A 21,729-nucleotide genomic window follows, 5' to 3' on the forward strand; every position below is an offset into this window, starting at 1 on the left:
GGCCCGAACGCGCGCCGGGGCCCGAACGCGCGCCGGGGCCCGAACGCGCGCCGGGGCCCGAACGCGCGCCGGGGCCCGAACGCGCGCCGGGGCCCGAACGCGCGCCGGGGCCCGGTCGGGCCCGATCGGCCCCCACAACCCGGTCCGGCCGGGCCGAAAGGGGCCCCGATCAGGGCCGTTCGGCCCCAGGAGCGGCCCGGCGCGCACCCCTAGCGTGCAGGAACATGGAGAACGATCAGAACGCACGACGGGGACGGTCGCGCGTCACCCGGGACTGGCCGCTGGCGGCCCGGCGGCTGCTGACCCGCCGTGAGATCTCGGCCGACGGCCGGGCGGAGTTCGGCGAGGCCCGCCCCGAGTGGGAGGGCTTCTACCGGGACCGCTGGGCGCACGACCGGGTCGTACGGTCCACGCACGGTGTGAACTGCACCGGTTCCTGCTCGTGGATGGTGTACGTCAAGGACGGCATCATCACCTGGGAGCACCAGGCCACCGACTACCCGTCGATCGGCGCGGACTGCCCCGAGTACGAGCCGCGCGGCTGCCCCCGCGGGGCGTCGTTCTCCTGGTACACCTACTCGCCCAGCCGGGTCCGGTACCCGTATGTGCGCGGCACGCTGCTGAAGCTGTGGCGCGAGGCCCGGCGGCGCCTGGGCGACCCGGTCGCCGCCTGGGCGGAGATCACCGGTGATCCGGCCAAGGCGCGCGCCTACAAGCGGGCCCGCGGCAAGGGCGGCCTGGTGCGCGCCGACTGGGACGAGGTAGTCGAACTCGTTGCCGCCGCCCACGTGCACACCATCAAGACCTACGGGCCCGACCGCGTCGCCGGTTTCTCCCCGATCCCGGCGATGTCGATGGCGTCGTTCGCGGCCGGGGCCCGGTTCGTGTCGCTGATCGGCGGCACGCTGCTGTCGTTCTACGACTGGTACGCCGACCTGCCGATCGCCTCCCCGCAGGTGTTCGGCGACCAGACCGACGTGCCGGAGGCCGCGGATTGGTGGAACGCCGGCTACCTGGTCATGTGGGGGTCGAACATCCCCGTCACCCGTACGCCCGACGCGCACTTCCTCACCGAGACCCGCTACAACGGCACCAAGGTCGTCGCGGTCAGCCCCGACTACGCCGACAACGTCAAGTTCGCCGACGAGTGGCTGGCCCCGCACCCGGGCACGGACGGGGCGCTGGCGATGGCCATGGGGCACGTGATCCTGCGGGAGTTCCTGGTCGAGCGGGAGGTCCCCTACTTCCGGCAGTACCTGCGCACCTACACCGACGCCCCGTTCCTGGTCACCCTGTGCGAGCGCGGCGGGCGGCTGGTGCCCGGCGGATTCCTGACCGCCGCCGACCTGGGCCGCGAGGAGGAGAACGCGCAGTCCAAGACGGTCCTGCTGGACCGGGCCACCGGCGAGCCGGTGGTCCCCAACGGTTCGCTCGGCCACCGCTGGGCCGAGCGGGAGCGGGGTCGCTGGAACCTCGACCTGCAGGGCGTGGAGCCGGAGCTGAGCCTGCTGGAGCGTGCCGAGGACACCGCGGAGGTGGCCCTGCCCCGCTTCGACGAGGGCGCCACCGAGGGCGGTTCGGTGATGGTGCGCGGGGTGCCGGTCCGCAGGATCGGCGGACACCTGGTCACCACCGTCTTCGACCTGATGCTGGCCCAGTACGGCGTCGGGCGGCCGGGCCTGCCCGGCGACTGGCCGGCCTCGTACGAGGACGCCGGCCGGCCGTACACCCCCGCCTGGCAGGAGACGATCACCTCGGTCCCGGCGCGGCAGGCCGCGCGCATCGCCCGGGAGTTCGCCCGCAACGCCGAGCGCACCCGCGGCCGCTCGATGATCGCCCTCGGCGCCGGCACCAACCACTGGTTCCACTCCGACACCATCTACCGCGCGTTCCTGGCGCTGGTGACGATGACCGGATGCCAGGGCGTCAACGGCGGCGGCTGGGCCCACTACGTCGGCCAGGAGAAGATCCGCCCGCTGACCGGGCTGCAGCACCTGGCGTTCGCGTTCGACTGGCAGCGGCCCACCCGGCACATGGCGGGCACCTCGTACTGGTACCTGAACACCGACCAGTGGCGCTACGACGCCTTCGGCCCGCAGGAGCTGGCTTCGCCCCTGGGGCAGGGGCGCTTCACCGGCCGCTCCGCCGCCGACTGCCTGGCCCAGGCCGTCCGCCTGGGCTGGACCCCGGGCCACCCCGGCTTCGACCGCAACCCGCTGGACCTGGCCGACGAGGCCGCCGCCGCGGGCCGCCCGGTCGCCGACCACGTCGTCGGCGAACTGAAGGCGGGACGGCTGCGGTTCGCCGTCGAGGACCCCGACGACCCGGCCGGCTTCCCCCGGGTGCTGACGGTGTGGCGGGCCAACCTGCTCGGCTCCTCCGGCAAGGGCAACGAGTACTTCCTGCGCCACCTGCTGGGCACCGACGCCGCGGTCCGCTCCGCCGAGACCCCGCCCGAGGGCCGCCCGCGGGAGGTGGTGTGGCGCGAGGAGGCACCCGAGGGCAAGCTCGACCTGCTGGTCGCCATGGACTTCCGGATGACCTCCACCGGCCTGTTCGCCGACGTGGTGCTGCCGGCCGCGACCTGGTACGAGAAGGACGACCTGTCCAGCACGGACATGCACCCCTTCGTGCACGCCTTCACCCCGGCCATCGCCCCGCCCTGGCAGGCCCGCACCGACTACGACGCCTTCCTCGCCCTCGCCGACCGCTTCAGCGATCTGGCCGCCGAGCACCTCGGCACCCGCACCGACGTCCTGGCCGTGCCGCTGATGCACGACACCCCCGACGAACTCGCCCAGCCCGGCGGGGTGGTGCGGGACTGGAAGGCGGGGGAGTGCGAGCCGGTCCCGGGGCGGACCATGCCGAGACTGGTCGTCGTCGAACGGGACTACGCCGCCGTCGCGCAGAAGATGCGCGCCGTCGGGCCGCTGCTGGACACCCTGGGCACCACCACCAAGGGCGTCACCGTCCACCCGGACCGGGAGATCGAGGAGTTGCGCCGCCGCTGCGGCACCGTGCGCGACGGCGTGGCGGCCGGCCGGCCCACGCTGGCCACCGCCTCCGACATGTGCGAGGCGATCCTCGCCCTGTCCGGCACCACCAACGGGCGCCTGGCCACCGAGGGGTTCCGGGTGCTGGAGCGGCAGACGGGCAGCGAGGGCCTGGTGGAGCTGGCCGCCGAACGCGAGGCGGAACGCATCACCTTCGCCGACACCCGCACCCAGCCCCGCGCGGTGATGACCTCCTACGAGTGGTCCGGCAGCGAGACCGGCGGCCGCCGCTACGCGCCGTTCGTCATCAACGTCGAGCACCTCAAGCCCTGGCACACCCTCACCGGCCGCCAGCACTTCTTCGTCCAGCACGACTGGATCGCCGAACTCGGCGAGCAACTGCCGGTCTACCGGCCGCCGCTGAACGCCCGCCGGCACTACGGCGACGAGGAACTCGGCGGCGAGCGCGCCGAAGTGACGGTCCGTTACCTCACCCCGCACTCCAAGTGGTCCATCCACTCCGAGTACCAGGACAACGCCTACATGCTCGCCCTGTCCCGCGGCGGCCCGGTGATCTGGATGTCCACCGCCGACGCCGGGAAGATCGGCGTGAAGGACAACGAGTGGATCGAGGCCTACAACCGCAACGGCGTCGTCGTCGCCCGCGCCGTGGTCACCCACCGCATGCCCGAGGGCACGGTGTACCTGTACCACGCCAAGGACCGCACGGTGAACGTACCCAAGAGCGAAGTCAGCGGCCGCCGCGGCGGCATCCACAACTCCCTGACGAGACTGCTGCTCAAGCCGACCCACCTCGCCGGCGGCCACGCGCAGTTCACCTACGCCTTCAACTACTACGGGCCGACCGGCAACCAGCGTGACGAGGTCACCGTCATCCGCCGCCGCAGCCAGGAAGTGGAGTACTGACATGCCCCGTGGCAAGGCCGCCGTCGGACGCGTGATGGCCCAGGTGGCGATGGTGATGAACCTCGACAAGTGCATCGGCTGCCACACCTGCTCGGTCACCTGCAAGCAGACCTGGAGCAACCGGCCCGGCGTGGAGTACGCCTGGTTCAACAACGTCGAGACCAAGCCCGGCGTCGGCTACCCCCGGCGCTACGAGGACCAGCGGCAGTGGAAGGGCGGCTGGACGCTCGACCGGCGGGGCAGGCTCGTGCTGCGCTCCGGCGGGCGGGCCAGACGGCTGCTGTCGCTGTTCTCCAACCCTGACCTGCCCGCCATCGAGGACTACTACGAGCCGGTCACCTACGATTACGACAACCTGGTCTCCGCACCGGCCGGCCAGGACGTCCCCGTCGCCCGCCCCCGCTCCGTCCTCACCGGCGAGCCCACCGCCGTCACCTGGGGCGCCAACTGGGAGGACGGCCTGGGCGGCGCGCCCGAGCACGCCGGCGGCGACCCCAACCTCACCGGCGCGTGGGCCCAGAAGGTGAAGTTCGAGTTCGAGCAGACCTTCCTCTTCCACCTGCCCCGCCTGTGCGAGCACTGCCTCAACCCGGCCTGCGTCTCCGCCTGCCCGTCCGGCGCGCTGTACAAGCGGGTCGAGGACGGCATCGTCCTGGTCGACCAGGACCGCTGCCGGGGCTGGCGGATGTGCGTGACGGCGTGCCCGTACAAGAAGGTGTACGTCAACCACGCCACCGGCAAGGCGGAGAAGTGCACCTTCTGCTTCCCGCGCATCGAGGCCGGGCAGCCCACCGTCTGCTCCGAGACCTGCGTCGGGCGGCTGCGCTACCTCGGCCTGCTGCTGTACGACGCCGACCGGGTCGGCGAGGCCGCCGCCACCCCCGACGAGCAAGACCTGCTGGACGCCCAGCGCGGCGTGTTCCTCGACCCGCACGACCCCGAGGTGGCCGCCGCCGCCCGCGCGTCCGGCATCCCGGAGGACTGGCTGGCCGCGGCCCGCCGCTCCCCGGTGTACGACCTGGTCTCCCGCTACAAGGTGGCGCTGCCGCTGCACCCGGAGTACCGCACCCTGCCCATGGTCTGGTACGTGCCGCCGCTCTCGCCCGTCCTCGACGCCGTCACCGGGGCGGGCGGCGACCAGGACGACCCCGACCACGTCTTCGCCGCCGTCACCCGGTTGCGCGTCCCGCTGGAGTACCTGGCGGAGCTGTTCACCGCCGGGGACACGGACGTGGTCGCCGGGGTGCTGATGAAACTCACCGCCCTGCGCTCCCACATGCGCGGGCGCAGCCTGGGCGGGGACGGCGACGAGACGGCGCTGAAGGCCGTGGGGTTCACCGCCCGCGAGGCGGAGGACCTGCACCGGCTGCTCGCCGTCGCCAAGTACGCCGACCGCTACGTCGTCCCCGCCGCCCACAAGGAGGACGCGGCCGCGCTCACCGCCCTGGAGAACCGCTGCCCGGTGGAGAGCGCCGGGGAGTCCGCCGGCCGCCGGGTGATGCTCGGCATGCCCGCACTGCGCCGCTCGACCACCGGAGACCGCCCGTGAGCCCGCTGCCTTCCACCCTCCCCGCCCTGGTCCGCACCCGCCTGCGCGCCGCGGCACGCCGCCGCGCGCCGCTCGGCCCGGAGGAGGCGGAACGCCGGGCCCTGCTGCTGCGGCTGCTGTCGCTGCTCCTGCAGTACCCCGACGCCGAACTCACCGCGGAGCGGCCCCGCCTGGCGGCCGCCGCGGCCGCGCTGCCGCCGTCCCCGGCCGCGGCCGAAGTGGCCGCCTTCCTGGACTGGTTCACCGGCCAGGAGCCGGACGCGCTGGAGCGGCACTACGTCGAGACGTTCGACCTGCGCCGCAAGAGCAGCCTGTACCTCACCTACTACCTGCACGGCGACACCCGCCGCCGCGGCATGGCCCTGCTCACCCTCGCCCGCCGCTACCGCGCCGCCGGCTGGGACGTGGACGGCGGCGAACTGCCCGACCACCTGCCGGTCGTGCTGGAGTTCGCGGCCCTGGCCGGCCCGCGCACGGGCGAGGCGCCGCTGCGGCAGCACCGGCGCGGCCTGGAGCTGATCCACCGCGCCCTGACCGACGCCGGCTCCGCCTATCGGCACCTCCTCGCCGCCCTGCTCACCCTCATGCCGCCCGCGACCGAGGCCGACCTGCGGGCCGTGGCCGAGCTGGCCGCCGAGGGGCCGCCCGGCGAGGAGGTCGGCCTGGACCCGTACGGGGCGGGCGAGTTCGCGCCCCCGGGCGTGTTCGTCCCGCCCGACCAGGCCCCGCCCACCCTCGTCCCGCCCACCCCCGTCCCGCCCACCGCGCACCGCCGGGAAGACCGCCGATGACCGCGACGACCGTGATGATGGCGACGAACGCACCGACCGCGACGCACGCGGCGCACACGACGACGGCGACGCACGCGGCGGCCGTGCCGCACGCCGCGGGCGCGGTGCCCGCCTCCGCGGCCGACCTCCTGCTCTGGGTCGGCGTCCCCTACGCCTGCCTGGCCGTGTTCGCCGCCGGGCACGTCTGGCGCTACCGCCGCGACCAGTTCGGCTGGACCTCCCGCACCAGCCAGCTCCTGGAGCACCGCTGGCTGCGCTGGGGCAGCCCCCTGTTCCACCTGGGCGCCTTCATGGTGATCGCCGGGCACGTCGTCGGCCTCGCCGTGCCCGCCTCCTGGACCGAGGCCGCAGGCATCGGCGAGCACACCTACCACACCGTCGCCGTCGGGGCGGGCTCCGTGGCGGGCGCCGCCATGGTCGCCGGCCTGGGCATGCTGTGCGCCCGCCGGCTGCTGACCCGCCGGATCCGGCTCGGCACCGACCGCAGCGACAAACTCCTCTTCCCGCTGCTGTCCGCCACGGTCCTGCTGGGCATCTCCGCCACCGCCGCCCACAATGTCCTCGGCCCGGGCTACGACTACCGCTCCACCGTCTCCGTCTGGTTCCGCGGCCTGTTCGCCCTCCAGCCGCGGCCGGAGGCCATCGCCGACGCCCCCCTGCTGTTCCGCCTGCACGCCTTGACGGCGTGCCTGCTCTTCGCCGCCTGGCCGTTCACCCGCCTCGTCCACGTCTGGAGCGCGCCGGTCGGCTACCTCACCCGCCCGTACCTGGTCTACCGACGGCGGGCCGCCACCGCGGCGGCCCCGTCGCGGGCCGGGCGCGCCGCGTGAGCGCGCCGTCCGCGAGGACGGCCGGCCCGGGAGCGGGCGCGCCGCCCGCGGTGGCGGCCGGGCGGCGCACGGGATGGCTGATGACGGCGGCCGGAGTCGTCGGCTGGCTCGCCTCCCTCCGCCTCGCAATCGACGACTGGCACGTGCTCAGGGACCCGGCCTACCGGCCCTCGTGCGACATCGGCCCGGTGGTCGGCTGCGGCAGCGCCATGGCCAGTCGGCAGGGCAACCTGCTCGGCTTCCCCAACATGCTGCTCGGCCTGGGCGCCTTCGCCGCGGTCGCGGCCCTGGGCCTGGCCGTGCTCACCGGATCCCGTCTGCACCGGGCGCTGTGGCTCGCCCTGAACGCCGGGACGCTGGCCGGCGTCGGCTTCGCGCACTGGCTGATCGCGCAGTCGCTGTACGAGATCAACCGCCTCTGCCCGTACTGCGCCGTCGTGTGGACCGTCACCATCGCCCTGTTCTGGTACGTGACCCTGCACAACCTGAAGCACGGCGTCCTTCCCGTGCCGCGCGGCGCACGCGGCGCCCTGAACCTGGTGCTGGAGACCCACGGGCTGCTCCTGGCCGGCTGGTACGGCGTGATCGTCGTCCTCGTGGCGACCCGCTTCTGGCCGTACTGGAGCAGCCTGCTGTGAGGTGAGGGAGGGCGGGGCCGCGCGGGCCGGATCCCGCCGGCCGTCGGCGCCCCGGCCGTTTCCCGGCCGCTTTCCCGGCAGCCGCGGGTGCGGCGCTCCGGCCGCGTTCTCGCGCCGCGGGCGGCTATCCGGCGCCGGGCGGGAGCGGTTCCGTCCTCGCCGCGGTGAGCCGGTCGGTGAACCAGGCGCGGGCCAGGCCGGCCACGGTGGCCGGCAGGTCCGGTTCGGTGAACCGGTCGGTGCGGCCCGGGACGACGGCGACGCGGTGCGTGCAGCACATCCAGTCGGCGGCGAGCCGGGTGCGGCCCAGCAGCCCGGTGTCCCGGGTGCCGGTGACGAACAGGGCCGGAACCCGCAGCCGGGCCAGCGCGGCCGGGCTGGTCAGGTCGGGCCGGCCGGCGTGCGAGACGACGGCGCGGATGCCGCCCTCGGCGGCGGCCTCCAGGGCCGCGCTCGCCCCGGTGCCGGTGCCGAAGCAGCCCACGGGCAGGCCCGTCCGCGCGCCGAGCCAGTCGGCCGCGGCCCGCAGCCGGCGGGCGAGCAGGGGCACGTCGAGGCACAGGTGCCGGTCGCACGCCTCCTCCTCGTCGAGCAGGTCGAGCAGCGCCGTGCCCAGGCCGGCCCGCTCCAGGACGGCGGCGACGTACCGGTCGTGGGGGCTGTGCCGGCTGCTGCCGTCGCCCCGGACGAGGATCACCAGGGCCGGGGCCGCGGCGGGCAGCGTGAGGCGTGCGGTCAGCCCCACCCGGCCCGCCGGGACCCGCAGCTCCCGCGCGCCGCGTCCCGCGGGGGGCGCGGCGGACGGCAGGAAGCAGTCACGGGCGAGGGCGTACGGGGTCGGCAGGCCGCCGCGCGGCGGCTTCCGCGTGGTGGGCCGCAGGGACGTCGGACGCGGGATGGGCCGGTGTCCGGTGCGGTGGTCGGTGCGCATGCCCGCCACCTCCTCGCTCGTGCTCCGCAGCGGCGTGGCGGCCTCGCCGTCACCTTCGTACTTCCAGTGGAGCGCGCCGGGTGGCCGGGCGGCAGGGGCGAAGGGCCCGGAGCCGGGGGCCGCACGGCCCGGCGTACGCGTCGGGGCGGGCGGCTGGGGCCGGCCGGACCGAGCGCGTTCCCGGCGCGGGGGACAAGCTGGAAACAATCCGGTGATGCGGGGTGGTCCCGGAATCGGGACGGGGGTGATCCCGGAGCTGGGACGGGTGTGCCCCGGCGTCGCGGCGCCACGCACCCCGGCCGCGGGGCGTGGAAGGCCCCGGCTCCGGCGGCGAGCAAGCCCCGGCCGACGCCCGGGGCGGCCAGAGCGGCCAGAGCGGCCAGAGCGGCCAAAGCGATCGAAGCGGCGAGAGCGCCGAGAGCGACGAGAGCGACGAGAGAAAGAGGGCGTGCCATGGCCGAGCAGGAACCGGTGGACGAGGGAATGCCGCTGGGCGACCTCGGGCGCCGCCTCGCCCGGCGCCGCACCGAGCTGGGCCTCGGCCGCGAGCAGGCGGCCGCCCGCGCGGGTATGGCGCCCGGCTACCTCCAGTACCTGGAGGAGCACCCCGGCGCCGCGCCGGGGGCCGGCGTCCTCCTCCGGCTGGCCGACGCCCTGCACACCACGGTGACCCAGCTCACCGGCGGCAGCGCCCAGACGCCGCCCGGGCCGGGCCGGGCCGTGCGCAACCCGGAGTTCACCGTGCTCGGCGCCGACGAGTGCCGCCGGTTGCTGTCGACCCACGGCGTCGGCAGGATCGCCGTCCCCACCGACTCGGGGCCCGAGGTCGTGCCCGTCAACTACAGCGTCGTCGACGGCGCGATCGTCTTCCGCACGGCGCCGGACACGGTCCCGGCCCGGGCAGCCGGCCACCGGGTCGCCTTCGAGGTCGACCGGATCGACGACGCGTTCAGCGAGGGCTGGAGCGTCCAGGTGCGCGGATTCGCCCGGACCGTGACGGACCCCGGTGAGCGGCAGCGGCCGGCCGGACCGGCCCGCGGCGAGCCCTGGGCCGGCGGCCGGCGCGAGGTGTGGGTGCGCATCGAGCCGCTCGCGGTCACCGGGCGCCGCGTCAGCACCTGACCCGCCCGTCGGCGATCCCGCCGGCGGCGTCACCGGCGGCAGTGACGAAGGACTCGCGGGCAGGGACGTTGGGCCCATGGGACCGCCCGCGCGGGGCGTGCAGGCTGGAGGCATGGCGTCGCTGGGACAGGCAGCGGCCGGAGCACCGGAGGCGTCTCCATGACCACCGCGACACCGCCGCGCGTCGCGGAGCACCTGCCCGCCGAGCACCGTGGCGCGCTGCCGCGCACCGCACGGGAGGTCAGGTTCCCGCGGGGCATCCGCCGCTTCGAGGAGGGCGGGCGCGCCGACCGCTTCCGGATCGTCCGGTCCGGCACGGTCGCCCTGGGGCCGCGGACGCCCGACGGCGCGCAGACGGTCGCCCACACGGCCGGCTTCGGCGAACCGGTGGGCTGCTCCTGGCTGTTCCCGGGCCGCACCTGGTGCAGGGCGGCGCGAGCGATCAGCCCGGTGCACGCCCGTGAGTTCGGCGCCGGGACGGTACGGCGGCTGTGCGCGGACGACCCGGCGCCGGGCGAGGCGGTCGCCGTCCGGGTGGGCCGGGTGCTCGCCCACCGGCTGCACGTCGCCCGCACGCTTCCCCTCGCACCGCGTGCCCCGCACGCCCGCGGGGTGCCCACGCGTGACGCGCCGTACGCGTCCGCCGGCCGCCGTCCGTGATCCAGCAGCACTGGAGGAGATCATGCCGGGCAGCCCGTACATCGTCAGCGACGTCATGACGCACACCGTCGTGGCCGTGGGCCGCGAGGCCCCCTTCAAGGAGATCGTCCGGCTCATGGAGGAGTGGCGGGTCAGCGCGCTTCCCGTGCTGGAGGGCGAGGGCCGGGTGATCGGCGTCGTCTCCGAGGCCGACCTGCTGCCCAAGGAGGAGTTCCGCGACAGCGACCCCGACCGGATGACCCAGATGCGGCGCCTGACCGACCTGGCCAAGGCCGGGGCCCTCACCGCACAGGACATGATGAGCAGCCCCGCCGTCACCGTCCACGCCGACGCCACCCTCGCCGAGGCCGCCCGCATCATGGCCCGGCGGGGCGTCAAGCGCCTCCCGGTCGTCGACGCCGTGGGCCTCCTGGAGGGGGTCGTCAGCCGGGGCGACCTGCTCAAGGTCTTCCTGCGGCCGGACGAGGAGATTGCCAGGGACGTCGCCCACGGGATCGCCCACCTCTTCCCCGACCCGGCCGAAGCGGTCGGCGTCGACGTCGCGGAGGGGGTCGTCACCCTCGTCGGCCGGCCCCGGGACACCGCCCTGATCCCCGTCGCCACACGCCTCGCCCGCGCCGTGGAGGGCGTGGTCGACGTACGGTGCTCCCTCACCGGACCGCGCCACCACCCCGACCTCGGCCCGGACCTGCCGGACGCACCCGGCCCGCGCCGGTCCGCGGACACCGCCGGAAGCACGCCGTGACGTGGCTGTGGCGGTGGCGCGTCAACCCGCTCCGGCGCCGCAGCGCCGCGTCGAGGCGTGGCTGCCGCTCGCCGCCTGGCTGCTCGCCGTGGCGGCCGGGTGGTTCGCCGGCGCCCGGGCGGTCGGTGCGGTGGAGGACTCCCTCACCGCGCGGCGCGCGCAGGCGCACGCCGTCACCGCCGTGCTGACGGGCGACGCGCCGAGAACCGCGCCGGTCAGCGAGGCCGGCCGCGGTGACGAGAGCGTGTTCGCGCCGGTCCGCTGGACCGGCGCGGACGGCGCCGCCCGTACCGGCCGCACCCGGGTCGAGCCCGGCACCCGGGCGGGCGCCCGGGTCACCGTGTGGACGGACCGCGGCGGTCGGCTGGTCCACCGGCCCGCCACCCCGGCCGAGGCCCTGCTGGAGAAGACCTGGATCGGCGGGATCGCCGCGCTGGGCGCCGCCGCCCCGGTGCTGCTGTGCGCCGGAGCGGCCCGCCGGCGGCTGGAGCGGCGGCGCCTGGCCGAGTGGGACACCGAGTGGCGGCAGGTCGAGCCCGGGTGGCGGCGGCGGATGACCGGACAACCGGCTGACCGGCTGACCGGCTGATCGGCCGACCGGGGACCGGGGCCGGGTGGCGGGACCGGTCAGCGCAGCCGGCGCAGGTACGGGTCGTGCGCGTGACGGGGTTCGAGCCGCACCCGCAGGTCGAGGGTGGTGACGCCGTGCGGCTCGGCGAGGACGGGGTTGAGGTCGGCCTCCGCCGGCTGCGGCAGGTCGCAGGCCATCCGGGAGACGCGGTGCGGCAGCCGCTCCAGGGCGGGCAGGTCGGCGGGCGGGCCGCCGGCACAGCCGAACAGCAGCGGCGAGCAGCGCGGGGCGGTGATCAGGTCGTGCACGTCGCGGTCGGTGAGCGGGGCCGGCCGCCCGGCGTGCTCGGCGACCAGGGCGTAGTGGCCCGCGCCGTCCGGGGAGGTCGCGCGGTCGGCGGCCTGCCGGACGGGAGCGCCGCCGGCCGAGAAGAACCGCAGCCGCAGGCTCTCCGGGGACAGCTCCTGGTACAGCCGCAGCACCTGGTCGCGGTCGGCGGGCCCCGCCCGCCGGATCCGGACGGTGGTGCCGTCCGTCAGCAGGGCGTGCACCGGTGCTTCGTGCCGGACCTCGGTCATCGCGAAGCCTCCCTTCGGGCCATGCGCCCAGCCTGCTGCGCCGTCCCGTGCCCTCCCAGGGGCTGTGCGGGCACGGGACGGGGCCGATCGGCCCGCATCGCCGGTCCGTTCGGGCCGGCAGGGCTCGCCCGGCTCGCCCTCCACCGCGTCCACCCTGGCCCGCAGCACCTGCAGCGTGCGCGCGGCCTCCTGCTCGCCGATCCGCTCGACCGCCTCGCCCGGGCCGAAGCCGTGCGAACTCGCCATCCCGGGCCGCTCCCAGCGGGTGTCGTCGAGGGCGAGCCGATGCACCCGGCCGGGCCGCGGCGGCTCGGCGTGGGCGGCGTCGACGACGACCACGATCCGCGGGACGACCAGCATCCTCCCGCTCCTCCCGCTCCGCGCCCTCCAGGTCCTCCGGACCCGCCGCGCTTTCCAGACGTTTCCAAAAACTTTCAAGCATTTACTGATTTCTAGGGTGTTCTTGCGTGCTCTCGGGCATTCCCGGGTATTTCATGAGTGCTCTCCCGGTGCCCTCCGTGCACCCGCTGCGCACACGGTGCCGTGCGACCAGCCCCTGCGACCGCCCGCGCGACCGCCCGCGCGGGCGTCACTCGGGCCGAACGTTCCGCGCCCGGGCCGAACCGCCCCCCCTGCGAGGTCCCGCACTCGGTGCGACGGTGGAGGAAGAGGAGGAAGAGGAAGAAGAGAAGAAGAACCGTGCCCCCGGACGGCCCGGACGGTCCCGGCAGGGCCCGCGAGGGAAAGGCGGTGGGGAGGATGGCGAGGGAACTGCCCCTGGTGGTGGGCGTCGACGGCTCGGACGGCAGCCTGGCGGCGGTCGACTGGGCGGTGGACGAGGCCGCCCGGCACGGTGTGCCGCTGCGGCTGGTGCACGCCTCCCTCTGGGAGCGCTACGAGGGCGTCACCCCTTCCACCAGCCTGGAGCGGCCCTCGGAAGAGGTGATGGCCGAGCACGTCGTGGCGTCCGCGGCGGAACGCGCCCGGCGCCGCGACCCGGATGTGAAGATCTCCACCGACGTCCGGCCCGAGGACGCGGCCGAGGCCCTGCTGAACGAGGGCGACAACGCCTCCGCGCTGATCACCGGATCGCGCGGCCGGGGCGCGCTCGCGGGGCTGCTGCTCGGCTCCGTCGGCCTGGCCGTCGCGGCCCGCGCGCACTGCCCGGTGATCGTGGTCCGCGGCGACCGGGCCGGCCTGGAGGGCACCCACGGGCGGATCCTGCTCGGCGTCGGAGAACCCGCCACTGGCGGCGACGCGGTACGGTTCGCCTTCCGCGAGGCCGCGGCCCGCGCCTGCACCCTGGACGCCGTCCGCGCCTGGCGCCGCCCCGCGCACGAGACCGCCGGCAGCCCCGGACTCGCCGGGACCCCGGCCCGGTACCACGAGGAACGCGCCGCCGCCCGGCTGGACGAACTGCTGCGCGACGCGGCCGCCGACCACCCGGAGGTGCGGGTGCGCCGCACGGTGCTGGAGGGCCCCGCCCACACGGTGCTGGTCGAGCGCTCGGCCGCCGGCGACCTCGTCGTCGTCGGCGTACGGCGCCGCCAGGGCCACTTCGGGCTGCAGCTCGGCCGCGTCGCGCACGCCCTGCTGCACCACGCCGACTGCCCCGTGGCCGTCGTACCGGAGCGCGTGTGAACCCGGCGGCGGACCGCGCGGACCGAGACGAGGGGGGGAGCCCCGCGGTGACGGACCGGATCTGGGAGTACGAGGGCTACCGGCCCGCCGAGGAACGCCTGCGCGAGTCGCTGTGCACCCTCGGCAACGGCTGCTTCGCCACCCGCGGCGCGCTGCCCGAGTGCGCCGCGGACGGGACGCACTACCCCGGCACCTACGTGGCCGGCTGCTACAACCGCCTCACCTCCGCGGTCGCCGGGCGCCGGGTGGAGAACGAGGACCTGGTCAACCTGCCCAACTGGCTGCCGCTGCGCTTCCGCCTCACCGGGCGGCAGTGGCTCACGCCGGACACGGCGACCGTCCTCGCCCACCGCCAGGTGCTGCGCCTGGAGGCCGGGCTGCTGGAACGCCGCACCCGGTACGGACTCGGCGGGGGAGGGACGCTGACGGTGCGGCAGCAGCGGCTCGTGCACATGGCCGACCCTCACCTGGCGGCCCTGCGCACCGAGTTCACCGCCGAGGGCTTCACCGGCGAACTGGAGGTCGAGGCCGCCCTCGACGGGGGCGTCCGCAACGCCGGCGTGCCGCGCTACCGCGACCTGGACGGCCGCCACCTCACCCACGTCCACACCGGCACCGCCGTGCCCGGCACGGTGTGGCTGCGCTGCCGCACCCGCACCTCCGACATCCGCGTCGGCATGGCCGCCCGGCTGACCGCCGAGGCGCCGGTGACCGACCTGCACGAGCCGCCGCGCGCCGTGCAGCGCCTCACCCTCGCGGTGAGCCCCGGCCGCGCCGCCACCGTCGACAAGACGATCGCCCTGCACACCTCGCGCGACCCCGCGATCAGCGACCCGCTGCAGGCCGCCGTCGACCGGGTGGGGGCGGCGCCCGGCTTCGACGAGCTGCTGGAGTCGCACCTGACGGCGTGGGACCTGCTGTGGCGGCGGGCCGAGCTGGAGGTGCCGGGCGAGGCGGGCCGCATCCTGCGGCTGCACCTCTTCCACGTCCTGCAGACCCTCTCCCCGCACACCGCCGACCTGGACGTCGGCGTCCCCGCCCGGGGACTGCACGGGGAGGCGTACCGCGGCCACGTCTTCTGGGACGAGCTGTTCGTCCTGCCCTACCTGAACCTGCACTTCCCCGAGGTCTCCCGCGCCCTGCTGCTCTACCGGCACCGCCGCCTGGAGCGGGCCCGCGCCGCCGCCCGCGCGATCGGCCGGCGCGGCGCGCTCTACCCGTGGCAGAGCGGCAGCGACGGCCGCGAGGAGACCCAGCGGCTGCACCTCAACCCCCGCTCGGGGCGCTGGCTGCCGGACCACACGCACCTGCAGCGGCACGTCGGCTCGGCGGTGGCGTACAACGTGTGGCAGTACTGCGAGGCCGCCGGCGACGCGGAGTTCCTGCACACCAAGGGCGCCGAGATGCTGCTGCAGATCGCCCGCTTCTGGGCGGACTCCGCCCGCTGGGACGAGAGCCTGAAACGGCACCGCATCCTGGGCGTGATGGGACCCGACGAGTACCACGACGCCTACCCCGGCGCCGCGTGGCCCGGCATCGACGACAACGCCTACACCAACGTCACCGCCGCCTGGGTGCTCACCCGCGCCCTGGAGGCGCTGCGCGCCCTGCCCGAGCCCCGCCGCCGCGAACTCGCCGAGCGCACCGGGCTGGACGCGGGGGAGCTGGAGCAGTGGGAGGCCGTCTCCCGCACCCTGCACGTGCCCTTCCACGACGGGGTCGTCAGCCAGTTCGAGGGCTATGGCGACCTGGCCGAGCTCGACTGGGACGGCTACCGCAAGCGCTACGACGACCTCCGCCGCCTGGACCGGATCCTGGAGTCCGAGGGCGACACCGTCAACCGCTACAAGGCCTCCAAGCAGGCCGACGTGCTCATGCTCGGCTACCTGTTCTCCCCGGCCGAACTGCCCTCCCTCTTCGCCCGGCTGGGCCACCGGCTGGAGGAGGACACCTGGCGGCGCACCGTCGACTACTACCTCGGCCGCACCAGCCACGGCTCCACCCTCAGCGGCCTCGTCCACGGCTGGATCCTGGCCCGGGCCCGGCGCGCGGAGGCGTGGGCGTTCTGCCAGGAGGCCCTGCGCGGCGACATCGCCGACCTGCAGGGCGGCACCACCGGCGAGGGCGTCCACCTCGGCGCCATGGCCGGCACCCTCGACCTCGTCCAGCGCGGCCTGACCGGCCTGGAGACCCGTGCCGGGGCGCTGTGGCTGGACCCCGTGCCGCTGCCGGAGCTGTCGTCGTCCGGCTACGGCTTCGCCCTGCGGTACCAGGGGCACTGGGGCGTCCGGCTACGGCTGGAGCACGCCCTGCTGGAGATCGCCGTGCCCTCCTCCGACCGGCTGCCCATCGACGTGCGCCTGCCCGGCCGCGCGGTCTGCGTCCAGCCGGGGGAGACGGCTCGGCTGGTGTTGCCCGGCTGACCGGCGCGGCACCGGTCCGGGCCCCTGCGGGCCGGTGCCGCGCCGACAGGGCCGGACGGCCCGTGGCCGGGCCCGTGCGGCCCCTCCTTCGGGCGCGGACCCGGCAGGACGCTGATACCAGGACGCTGATACAGGAAGCAGACCGACCGCTGGAGGTGGGTGTCATGGTGCAGCCCGTCGTCGCCGGAGTCGACGGATCCGAGGAGAGCCTGGCCGCCGCCGAATGGGCCGCCCGTGAGGCCGTACGCCGCGACCGGCCGCTGCGGCTGGTGCACGCCTGGGCCTGGCACCCGCGCCGGACGGCCGGCGAGCCGGCGAACGCCGCCCTGCGGCACCAGGCCCGGCACTGCCTTCGGCAGGCGACGGAACGCGTCCGCGCCACCTGCCCCGACCTGCGCCTCGACCACGAGGAGGCGGAGGGCCCCGCGACCGCGGCCCTGCTGAGGGCCGCCGGGAAGGCCGAGCTGCTGGTGCTCGGCTCGCGCGGGCTGAGCGGCTTCACCGGGTTCCTCGTCGGGTCGGTCGCCCTGGGCGTGGTGGCCCGGGCCGACTGCTCCGTCGTCCTGGTCCGCGCCGGCGAGGAGGCGGCGGACGAGCACCTGCCCGCGGAGGGAGGCGATCCCTCGGTGCGCACCGGCTACCGGGACGTGGTGGTCGGCCTCGACGTCACCGAACCGGGCGACGAGATCCTCGAGTTCGCCTTCGAGACGGCCCTGCTGCGGCACGCGCGGCTGCGCGTCGTGCACGCCTGGCGCGCCCCCGGCCCGCTCGCCCTGGGCCCCGGCGAGGTCGCCCTCATGGACGAGCGGGACCGGGCGCGTGAGTGGCGGGGCTTCGTCACCGCGTTCCTGCAGGTCTGGCGGGACAAGTACCCGGACGTGGAGGTCCTGGAGACCGTGGTGGCGGACAAGCCCGCCAACGCACTGATCCGGGCGGCCACCGGAGCCGGCCTCCTCGTCGTCGGCCGCCGGAGCGCCGAGCGCCCCGTCGGCCCGCGCACCGGGCCGGTCGCCCACGCCGCGATCCAGTACGTCGACTGCCCCGTGGCCGTCGTGCCGCACACCTGACGGACCCCGCCGCGCCGGCCCGCGCCGCGCGCCCCGTCGGACGGGCCACCCGGCGGGACGTGCGGCCCAAGACCGCGGCCCGGCCGGTGGCGAGCATGGCAGGCAGGAGCGACCAAGAAGGGCGGCACCGTCATGACCCTCGTCCGCACCCGTCCCGGCCACGCGGCCACCTACCTGGTCCGCGCGGCGGTCACCGCGCCCTCGCTGTACCACACCCAGCCCTGGGCCTTCGTCGCCGACACCCGGGACCGCATCCTGGAACTGCACGCGGACCGCTCCCGGCGGCTGTTGCTCACCGGCCCCTACGGCCGCGAGCTGATCATCAGCTGCGGAGCGGCCCTGTTCAACGTCCGGCTCGCCGTGCGACACCTGGGTTTCGCCCCGGTCGTCGACCTCTTCCCGCGCCCGGCGGACCCGGCCTACCTGGCCCGCGTCGCCTGGGGCGTCCACAGCGACCCCACCCCGGAGGAGCAGTACCTGTACGACGCCCTGCGCCGCCGGCACACCGTGCGCGGGCCGTTCCTGCCCGACCCGCTGCCCGCGTCGCTCCTCGACGCCCTGCTCGAGCAGGCGCGGCGGGAGGGCGCCACCCTGCGCTTCCTCGACGACCCGGTGAGCCGACGGCACCTCGCCGCCCTGGTCCGCGCCGCCGAGAGCCGGCACCGCACCGACCGCGGCCACGTCGCCGAGCAGACCCGCTGGACCTGGCGGCTCGCCGCCGCCCGCGACGACGGGGTGCGCGCCGACGCGAGCGTGCTCCACCCGGACCGCACCGACCTGGCCGGCCGCGACTACGCCGGCCTGACCGACATGTTCCCCACCCCGCCCCGCCGCTGGCCGGCCCGCACCGGCGCGGTGGCCGTCCTGGGCACCGAACGCGACGGCCGGCCGGACTGGCTGCGCACCGGCCAGGCGCTGCAGCGGGTACTGCTGCACGCCGCCGCCCACGGTGTGATGGCAGCCTTCCACACCCAGCCCCTCGAACTTCCGCGGCTGCGCGCGGACATCCGCGAGACGATCGGCGCCGGGCAGCATCCGCAGATGATCCTCCGCCTCGGGTACGTCCCGTACTCCCGCTCGACGCCCCGGCGCCCGGCGACGGAGGTGCTCACCACGCGGGCCCCCCGTTCCGCGTGAGCCGGCCGCACCGTCGCCCCCGCGGGTGCCGCCGGCCCGTGGCACGGGCGGACCCGCGGACACGGGTGGACCCGCGGGCACGGGCGGACCCGGCGGCGCCCGGTTCCTCGCGTCGCCGGAGGGCGACCCGCAACCGTGCGGGCGGTGCCCCGATGCCGTCGGCCGGACCGCTTCGGCGGCTCCCCACCCCGGCCTCCGGCGCCCGGCGTCGCCCTTGCAGAGGCTGAACGGGGCGGTGCACCGGGCCGGACGTCCCTGGTCCGGCGCCGGGGAAGCGGCCCCGGGGAAGTGACACCGGAAAGCGGCACCGGAAAGCGGCACCGGAGAGGAGGGGCAAGGGCTCAGCCGACGGCCTCGCCGCTGCCCAGCGGGACCTCCCAGCGCAGCTCGGTGCCGCAGGAACGGCCGGCCACGAGAGCGAAGGTGCCGCCGAGTTCCTCGGCGCGGCTGCGCAGGTTGGCCAGGCCGCTGCGGCGGGTGACGGCCGGGTCGACGCCGCGTCCGTCGTCGGCGACCGTCAGCCGCAGGGTGCCGCCGGCGGCCTCGACGGAGACCTCGGCGGAGGTGGCCCGGGCGTGCCGGGCGGTGTTGGACAGCGCCTCGCGCAGCACCGCCAGGAGGTGCTCGGCGTGCCGGTCGGGCACGTCGGTGTCCAGCAGGCCGGTCATCCGCAGCGCCGGGGTGAAGCCCAGGGTCTGGGCCGCCTCGTCGGTCAGCGCGACCAGCCGGCTGCGCAGACCGGTCTTGGCGCCGTCGCGGTCGCGGTGCTGCAGGCCGAAGATGGTCGACCGGATGATCTTGATGGTGTCGTCCAGGTCGTCCGCGACCCGCTGGATGCGTTCCGCGGCCTGCGGGACGCTCTGGACGCGGCCGAGGGCGGCCTGCAGGGTCAGTCCGTCGGCGAAGAGCCGCTGGATGACCTGGTCGTGCAGGTCGCGGGCGATCCGGTCGCGGTCGCCGAGCAGGGCCAGCTGCTCGGTGTCCCGGCGGTGCTCGGCGATCTGCAGCGCCAGCGCCGCCTGGTCGGCGAAGGTGAGGACCATGTCGATGGCCGCCTCGGTGAACGGCGGTCTGCCGGGGGCGTTGGCCACCTGCAGCACGCCGCGTACGCGTGCGTTGTCGCCGACGGGGACGAAGAAGGCGGGGCCGAGGGGGACGAGGGAGGCGCTGCCGCCCGCGGCGCGGGGGTCGTCGCTGAGGGCGTCGCTGATGACCGGTTCCGCGTTGGCGTACACCTTCGCCGCCAGGGTGGTGGCCGGCAGCGCCAGGCCGCGCACCCGCTCGGCCGCCTCGCCGGCCGCGGCCTCCACGACCAGCTCGCCGCCCGCGCCCACCGGCAGGGCGAGGGTGACCAGGTCGGTGCCGGTCATCTCCCGGACGGTGTCGGCCAGCGAGCGCAGGATCTCCTCCGGGGGCGCGCCGGACAGCAGGGCGCGGGTCAGCTCGGCACTGGCGGCCAGGCGCCGCTCGCGGTGCTGGCTCTCGTCGTACAGGCGGGCGTTGTCGATCGCCACGCCGGCGGCCGCGGCCAGGCTGCGCAGCACCGCCTCGTCGTCGGCGTCGAAGGGACGCCCGCCGCGCTTGTCGGTCAGGTACAGGTTGCCGAAGATCTTCTCGCGCACCTGCACCGGGGCGCCCAGGAAGGTGCGCATGGGCGGGTGGCCCGGCGGGAAGCCGACCGACTCCGGGTGGGCGCCCAGGTCCTCCAGGCGCAGCGGGCGCGGCTCGCGGATCAGCAGCCCCAGGATGCCGTGGCCCTCGGGGTAGGGGCCGATGCGCGCGATGGTCTCCTCGTCCAGGCCGGCGGTGATGAACTGCCGGATGCGGCCCTCCTCGCCCAGCACGCCCAGCGCGCCATACTCGGCGTCCACCAGGTCGGCCGCGGACTGCACGATGTGCCGCAGCAGCTCCTCCAGGTCCAGGTTGCCGCCGATCGCCACCACCGCGTCCAGCAGCGTCTGCATCCGGTCCCGGCTGCCCCGCACCCGCTCCACGTGCTCCTGCAACTCGCCGAGCAGCGCGTCCATCCGCAGCTGCGGAGCCGGGCCGCCACCCTTGCTCGCCCCGTCGCCCACCGCAGCACCCTCGTTCCGTTCCGGCCGTCCTACACAACCAGCATGCCGTACACGACCTTCACAAGGACACCGCACGAGTGCCGCCGCGGCAGCGGCGGGGGCCGGTGCCCGCGTCCCGGGCCGGCCTGCCGGCTCCCGGGACGCCGTCGGCGGGCCCGCGCCTCCCGGACGTTCCGCGGTGCCGAACGGGCCCTTAACGCAAGGACGTTCGGCCCGCGGTGGGGGCCTCGCAGCCCCTCTCCGGCCGGGCGCCGCGGCGGCACAGTGGGCAACGCGACGACAACACGACGTACACACCGACGCCGCGACACCTTCGGAAAAGCGCCGCGGCAGCCCGGAAAGGGATGAACATCATGGCAGTGCACCACCACCCACACCGGCGTATGGGCTTCCACCTGTCCTTCACCGGCAGGACCGGGACCCGTGCGGCGTCCGCCTCGGCGACCACCGCGTCGACGGCGACGGCCGGCGCGCACGCACTGGCCGGGCTGCGGCTGCTGCTCGGGTTCGTCTTCCTGTGGGCCTTCCTCGACAAGACGTTCGGCTTCGGCTACGCGACCCCATCCGGCAAGGGCTGGATCGACGGCGGCTCGCCGACCAAGGGCTTCCTCAGCTCGGTGGCGGCCGGCCCGATGGAGTCGACCTTCCACGACTGGGCCGGCCAGGGCTGGGCGGACTGGCTGTTCATGCTCGGCCTGCTCGGCATCGGCGTCGCGCTGGCCGCCGGCATCGGCCTGCGCCTCGCCGCGGCCGCCGGGACCGTGATGATGGCGCTGATGTGGATGGCGGAATGGCCACCGGCCAAGCACCTGTCCGACGGGACGGCCAGCATGTCGACGAACCCCTTCGCCGACTACCACCTGGTCTACGCCGTGGCCTTGATCGCCCTCGCCGCCGCGGGCGCCGGCGCCACCTGGGGACTGGGCCGGGTCTGGGCGCGGCTTCCGTTCGTCAGCCGCAACCGCTGGCTGCGGTGACGGCCCCGGCCCCGGCCCCGGTTCCGGTGGCGGCGTGGCGCCGGACACGCCAGGCGCCTCCGGCGCACCAAGCG

Annotated in this window: 16 protein-coding genes and 1 pseudogene; 14 read left to right on the forward strand and 3 right to left on the reverse strand. The window is 75.7% G+C overall.

Annotated elements, in window-relative coordinates:
* The first annotated feature begins 224 nt into the window (after positions 1–224).
* The 5 genes from IE225_RS18835 to IE225_RS18855 all read left to right on the forward strand — a co-directional run bounded on the left by IE225_RS18835 (position 225) and on the right by IE225_RS18855 (position 7,728).
* Complete coding sequence (locus IE225_RS18835) at positions 225–3,920, forward strand: nitrate reductase subunit alpha (RefSeq protein ID WP_190058726.1); 3,696 nt, start codon at positions 225–227, stop codon at positions 3,918–3,920.
* Position 3,921: 1 nt separating this feature from the next.
* Complete coding sequence (gene narH, locus IE225_RS18840; protein ID WP_190058727.1) at positions 3,922–5,469, forward strand: nitrate reductase subunit beta; 1,548 nt, start codon at positions 3,922–3,924, stop codon at positions 5,467–5,469.
* Positions 5,466–6,260 (forward strand): nitrate reductase molybdenum cofactor assembly chaperone, encoded by a 795-nt coding sequence (gene narJ / locus IE225_RS18845; protein ID WP_190058728.1) that lies wholly within the window; start codon positions 5,466–5,468, stop codon positions 6,258–6,260. The genes narH and narJ overlap by 4 nt, the downstream gene beginning before the upstream one ends.
* Positions 6,261–6,277: 17 nt before the next feature.
* On the forward strand, positions 6,278–7,090 hold the full coding sequence (narI, locus tag IE225_RS18850) for a respiratory nitrate reductase subunit gamma (RefSeq protein ID WP_190058847.1): 813 nt from the start codon (positions 6,278–6,280) through the stop codon (positions 7,088–7,090).
* Between the two features lie 80 nt (positions 7,091–7,170).
* On the forward strand, positions 7,171–7,728 hold the full coding sequence (locus IE225_RS18855) for a vitamin K epoxide reductase family protein (RefSeq protein ID WP_190058729.1): 558 nt from the start codon (positions 7,171–7,173) through the stop codon (positions 7,726–7,728).
* Positions 7,729–7,852: 124 nt separating this feature from the next.
* On the opposite strand, the gene IE225_RS18860 is transcribed toward IE225_RS18855, so the two are convergent.
* Complete coding sequence (locus IE225_RS18860) at positions 7,853–8,659, reverse strand: dienelactone hydrolase family protein (RefSeq protein ID WP_229879703.1); 807 nt, start codon at positions 8,657–8,659, stop codon at positions 7,853–7,855.
* Between the two features lie 453 nt (positions 8,660–9,112).
* Between IE225_RS18860 and IE225_RS18865 the strand changes: the two genes are divergently transcribed.
* The 4 genes from IE225_RS18865 to IE225_RS18880 all read left to right on the forward strand — a co-directional run bounded on the left by IE225_RS18865 (position 9,113) and on the right by IE225_RS18880 (position 11,775).
* A complete protein-coding gene (locus IE225_RS18865; protein ID WP_190058730.1) occupies positions 9,113–9,781 on the forward strand; it encodes a helix-turn-helix domain-containing protein in 669 nt (222 codons plus the stop codon).
* Positions 9,782–9,940: 159 nt separating this feature from the next.
* Positions 9,941–10,441 (forward strand): Crp/Fnr family transcriptional regulator, encoded by a 501-nt coding sequence (locus IE225_RS18870; protein ID WP_190058731.1) that lies wholly within the window; start codon positions 9,941–9,943, stop codon positions 10,439–10,441.
* Positions 10,442–10,463: 22 nt separating this feature from the next.
* On the forward strand, positions 10,464–11,186 hold the full coding sequence (locus IE225_RS18875) for a CBS domain-containing protein (protein WP_190058849.1): 723 nt from the start codon (positions 10,464–10,466) through the stop codon (positions 11,184–11,186).
* 13 nt (positions 11,187–11,199) lie between these two features.
* Positions 11,200–11,775, forward strand: coding sequence for an Rv1733c family protein (locus IE225_RS18880; RefSeq protein ID WP_308432524.1), 576 nt, complete (start codon positions 11,200–11,202; stop codon positions 11,773–11,775).
* Between the two features lie 38 nt (positions 11,776–11,813).
* Here IE225_RS18880 and IE225_RS33275 read toward each other — a convergent pair.
* Positions 11,814–12,113: pseudogene (locus IE225_RS33275) on the reverse strand (acetate--CoA ligase family protein); the annotation flags it as partial.
* Between the two features lie 981 nt (positions 12,114–13,094).
* Here IE225_RS33275 and IE225_RS18890 point away from each other — a divergent pair.
* From IE225_RS18890 to IE225_RS18905, 4 genes are all read left to right on the forward strand, one after another.
* Positions 13,095–13,976, forward strand: coding sequence for a universal stress protein (locus IE225_RS18890; RefSeq protein ID WP_190058733.1), 882 nt, complete (start codon positions 13,095–13,097; stop codon positions 13,974–13,976).
* A 47-nt stretch (positions 13,977–14,023) separates the two neighbouring features.
* Positions 14,024–16,399, forward strand: coding sequence for a glycoside hydrolase family 65 protein (locus IE225_RS18895; protein WP_190058734.1), 2,376 nt, complete (start codon positions 14,024–14,026; stop codon positions 16,397–16,399).
* A 164-nt stretch (positions 16,400–16,563) separates the two neighbouring features.
* Positions 16,564–17,466, forward strand: a complete 903-nt coding sequence (locus IE225_RS18900; RefSeq protein WP_190058735.1) for a universal stress protein — start codon at positions 16,564–16,566, stop codon at positions 17,464–17,466.
* A gap of 132 nt (positions 17,467–17,598) precedes the next feature.
* Positions 17,599–18,603: an Acg family FMN-binding oxidoreductase gene (locus tag IE225_RS18905; protein ID WP_190058736.1), complete on the forward strand. Its 1,005-nt coding sequence runs from the start codon at positions 17,599–17,601 to the stop codon at positions 18,601–18,603.
* Positions 18,604–18,944: 341 nt separating this feature from the next.
* On the opposite strand, the gene IE225_RS18910 is transcribed toward IE225_RS18905, so the two are convergent.
* The gene (locus IE225_RS18910; RefSeq protein WP_190058850.1) at positions 18,945–20,630 is read right to left on the reverse strand and encodes a sensor histidine kinase; all 1,686 of its coding nucleotides are present in this window, start codon (positions 20,628–20,630) and stop codon (positions 18,945–18,947) included.
* A 401-nt stretch (positions 20,631–21,031) separates the two neighbouring features.
* Here IE225_RS18910 and IE225_RS18915 point away from each other — a divergent pair, with 401 nt between their 5' ends.
* Positions 21,032–21,655 carry a DoxX family membrane protein gene (locus tag IE225_RS18915; RefSeq protein ID WP_190058737.1) on the forward strand — a complete coding sequence of 208 codons (624 nt, stop codon included), beginning with the start codon at positions 21,032–21,034 and terminating at the stop codon, positions 21,653–21,655.
* Positions 21,656–21,729 lie beyond the last annotated feature (74 nt).

Source organism: Streptomyces echinoruber (assembly GCF_014651135.1).
GTDB classification, from domain to species: Bacteria; Actinomycetota; Actinomycetes; order Streptomycetales; family Streptomycetaceae; genus Streptomyces; species Streptomyces echinoruber.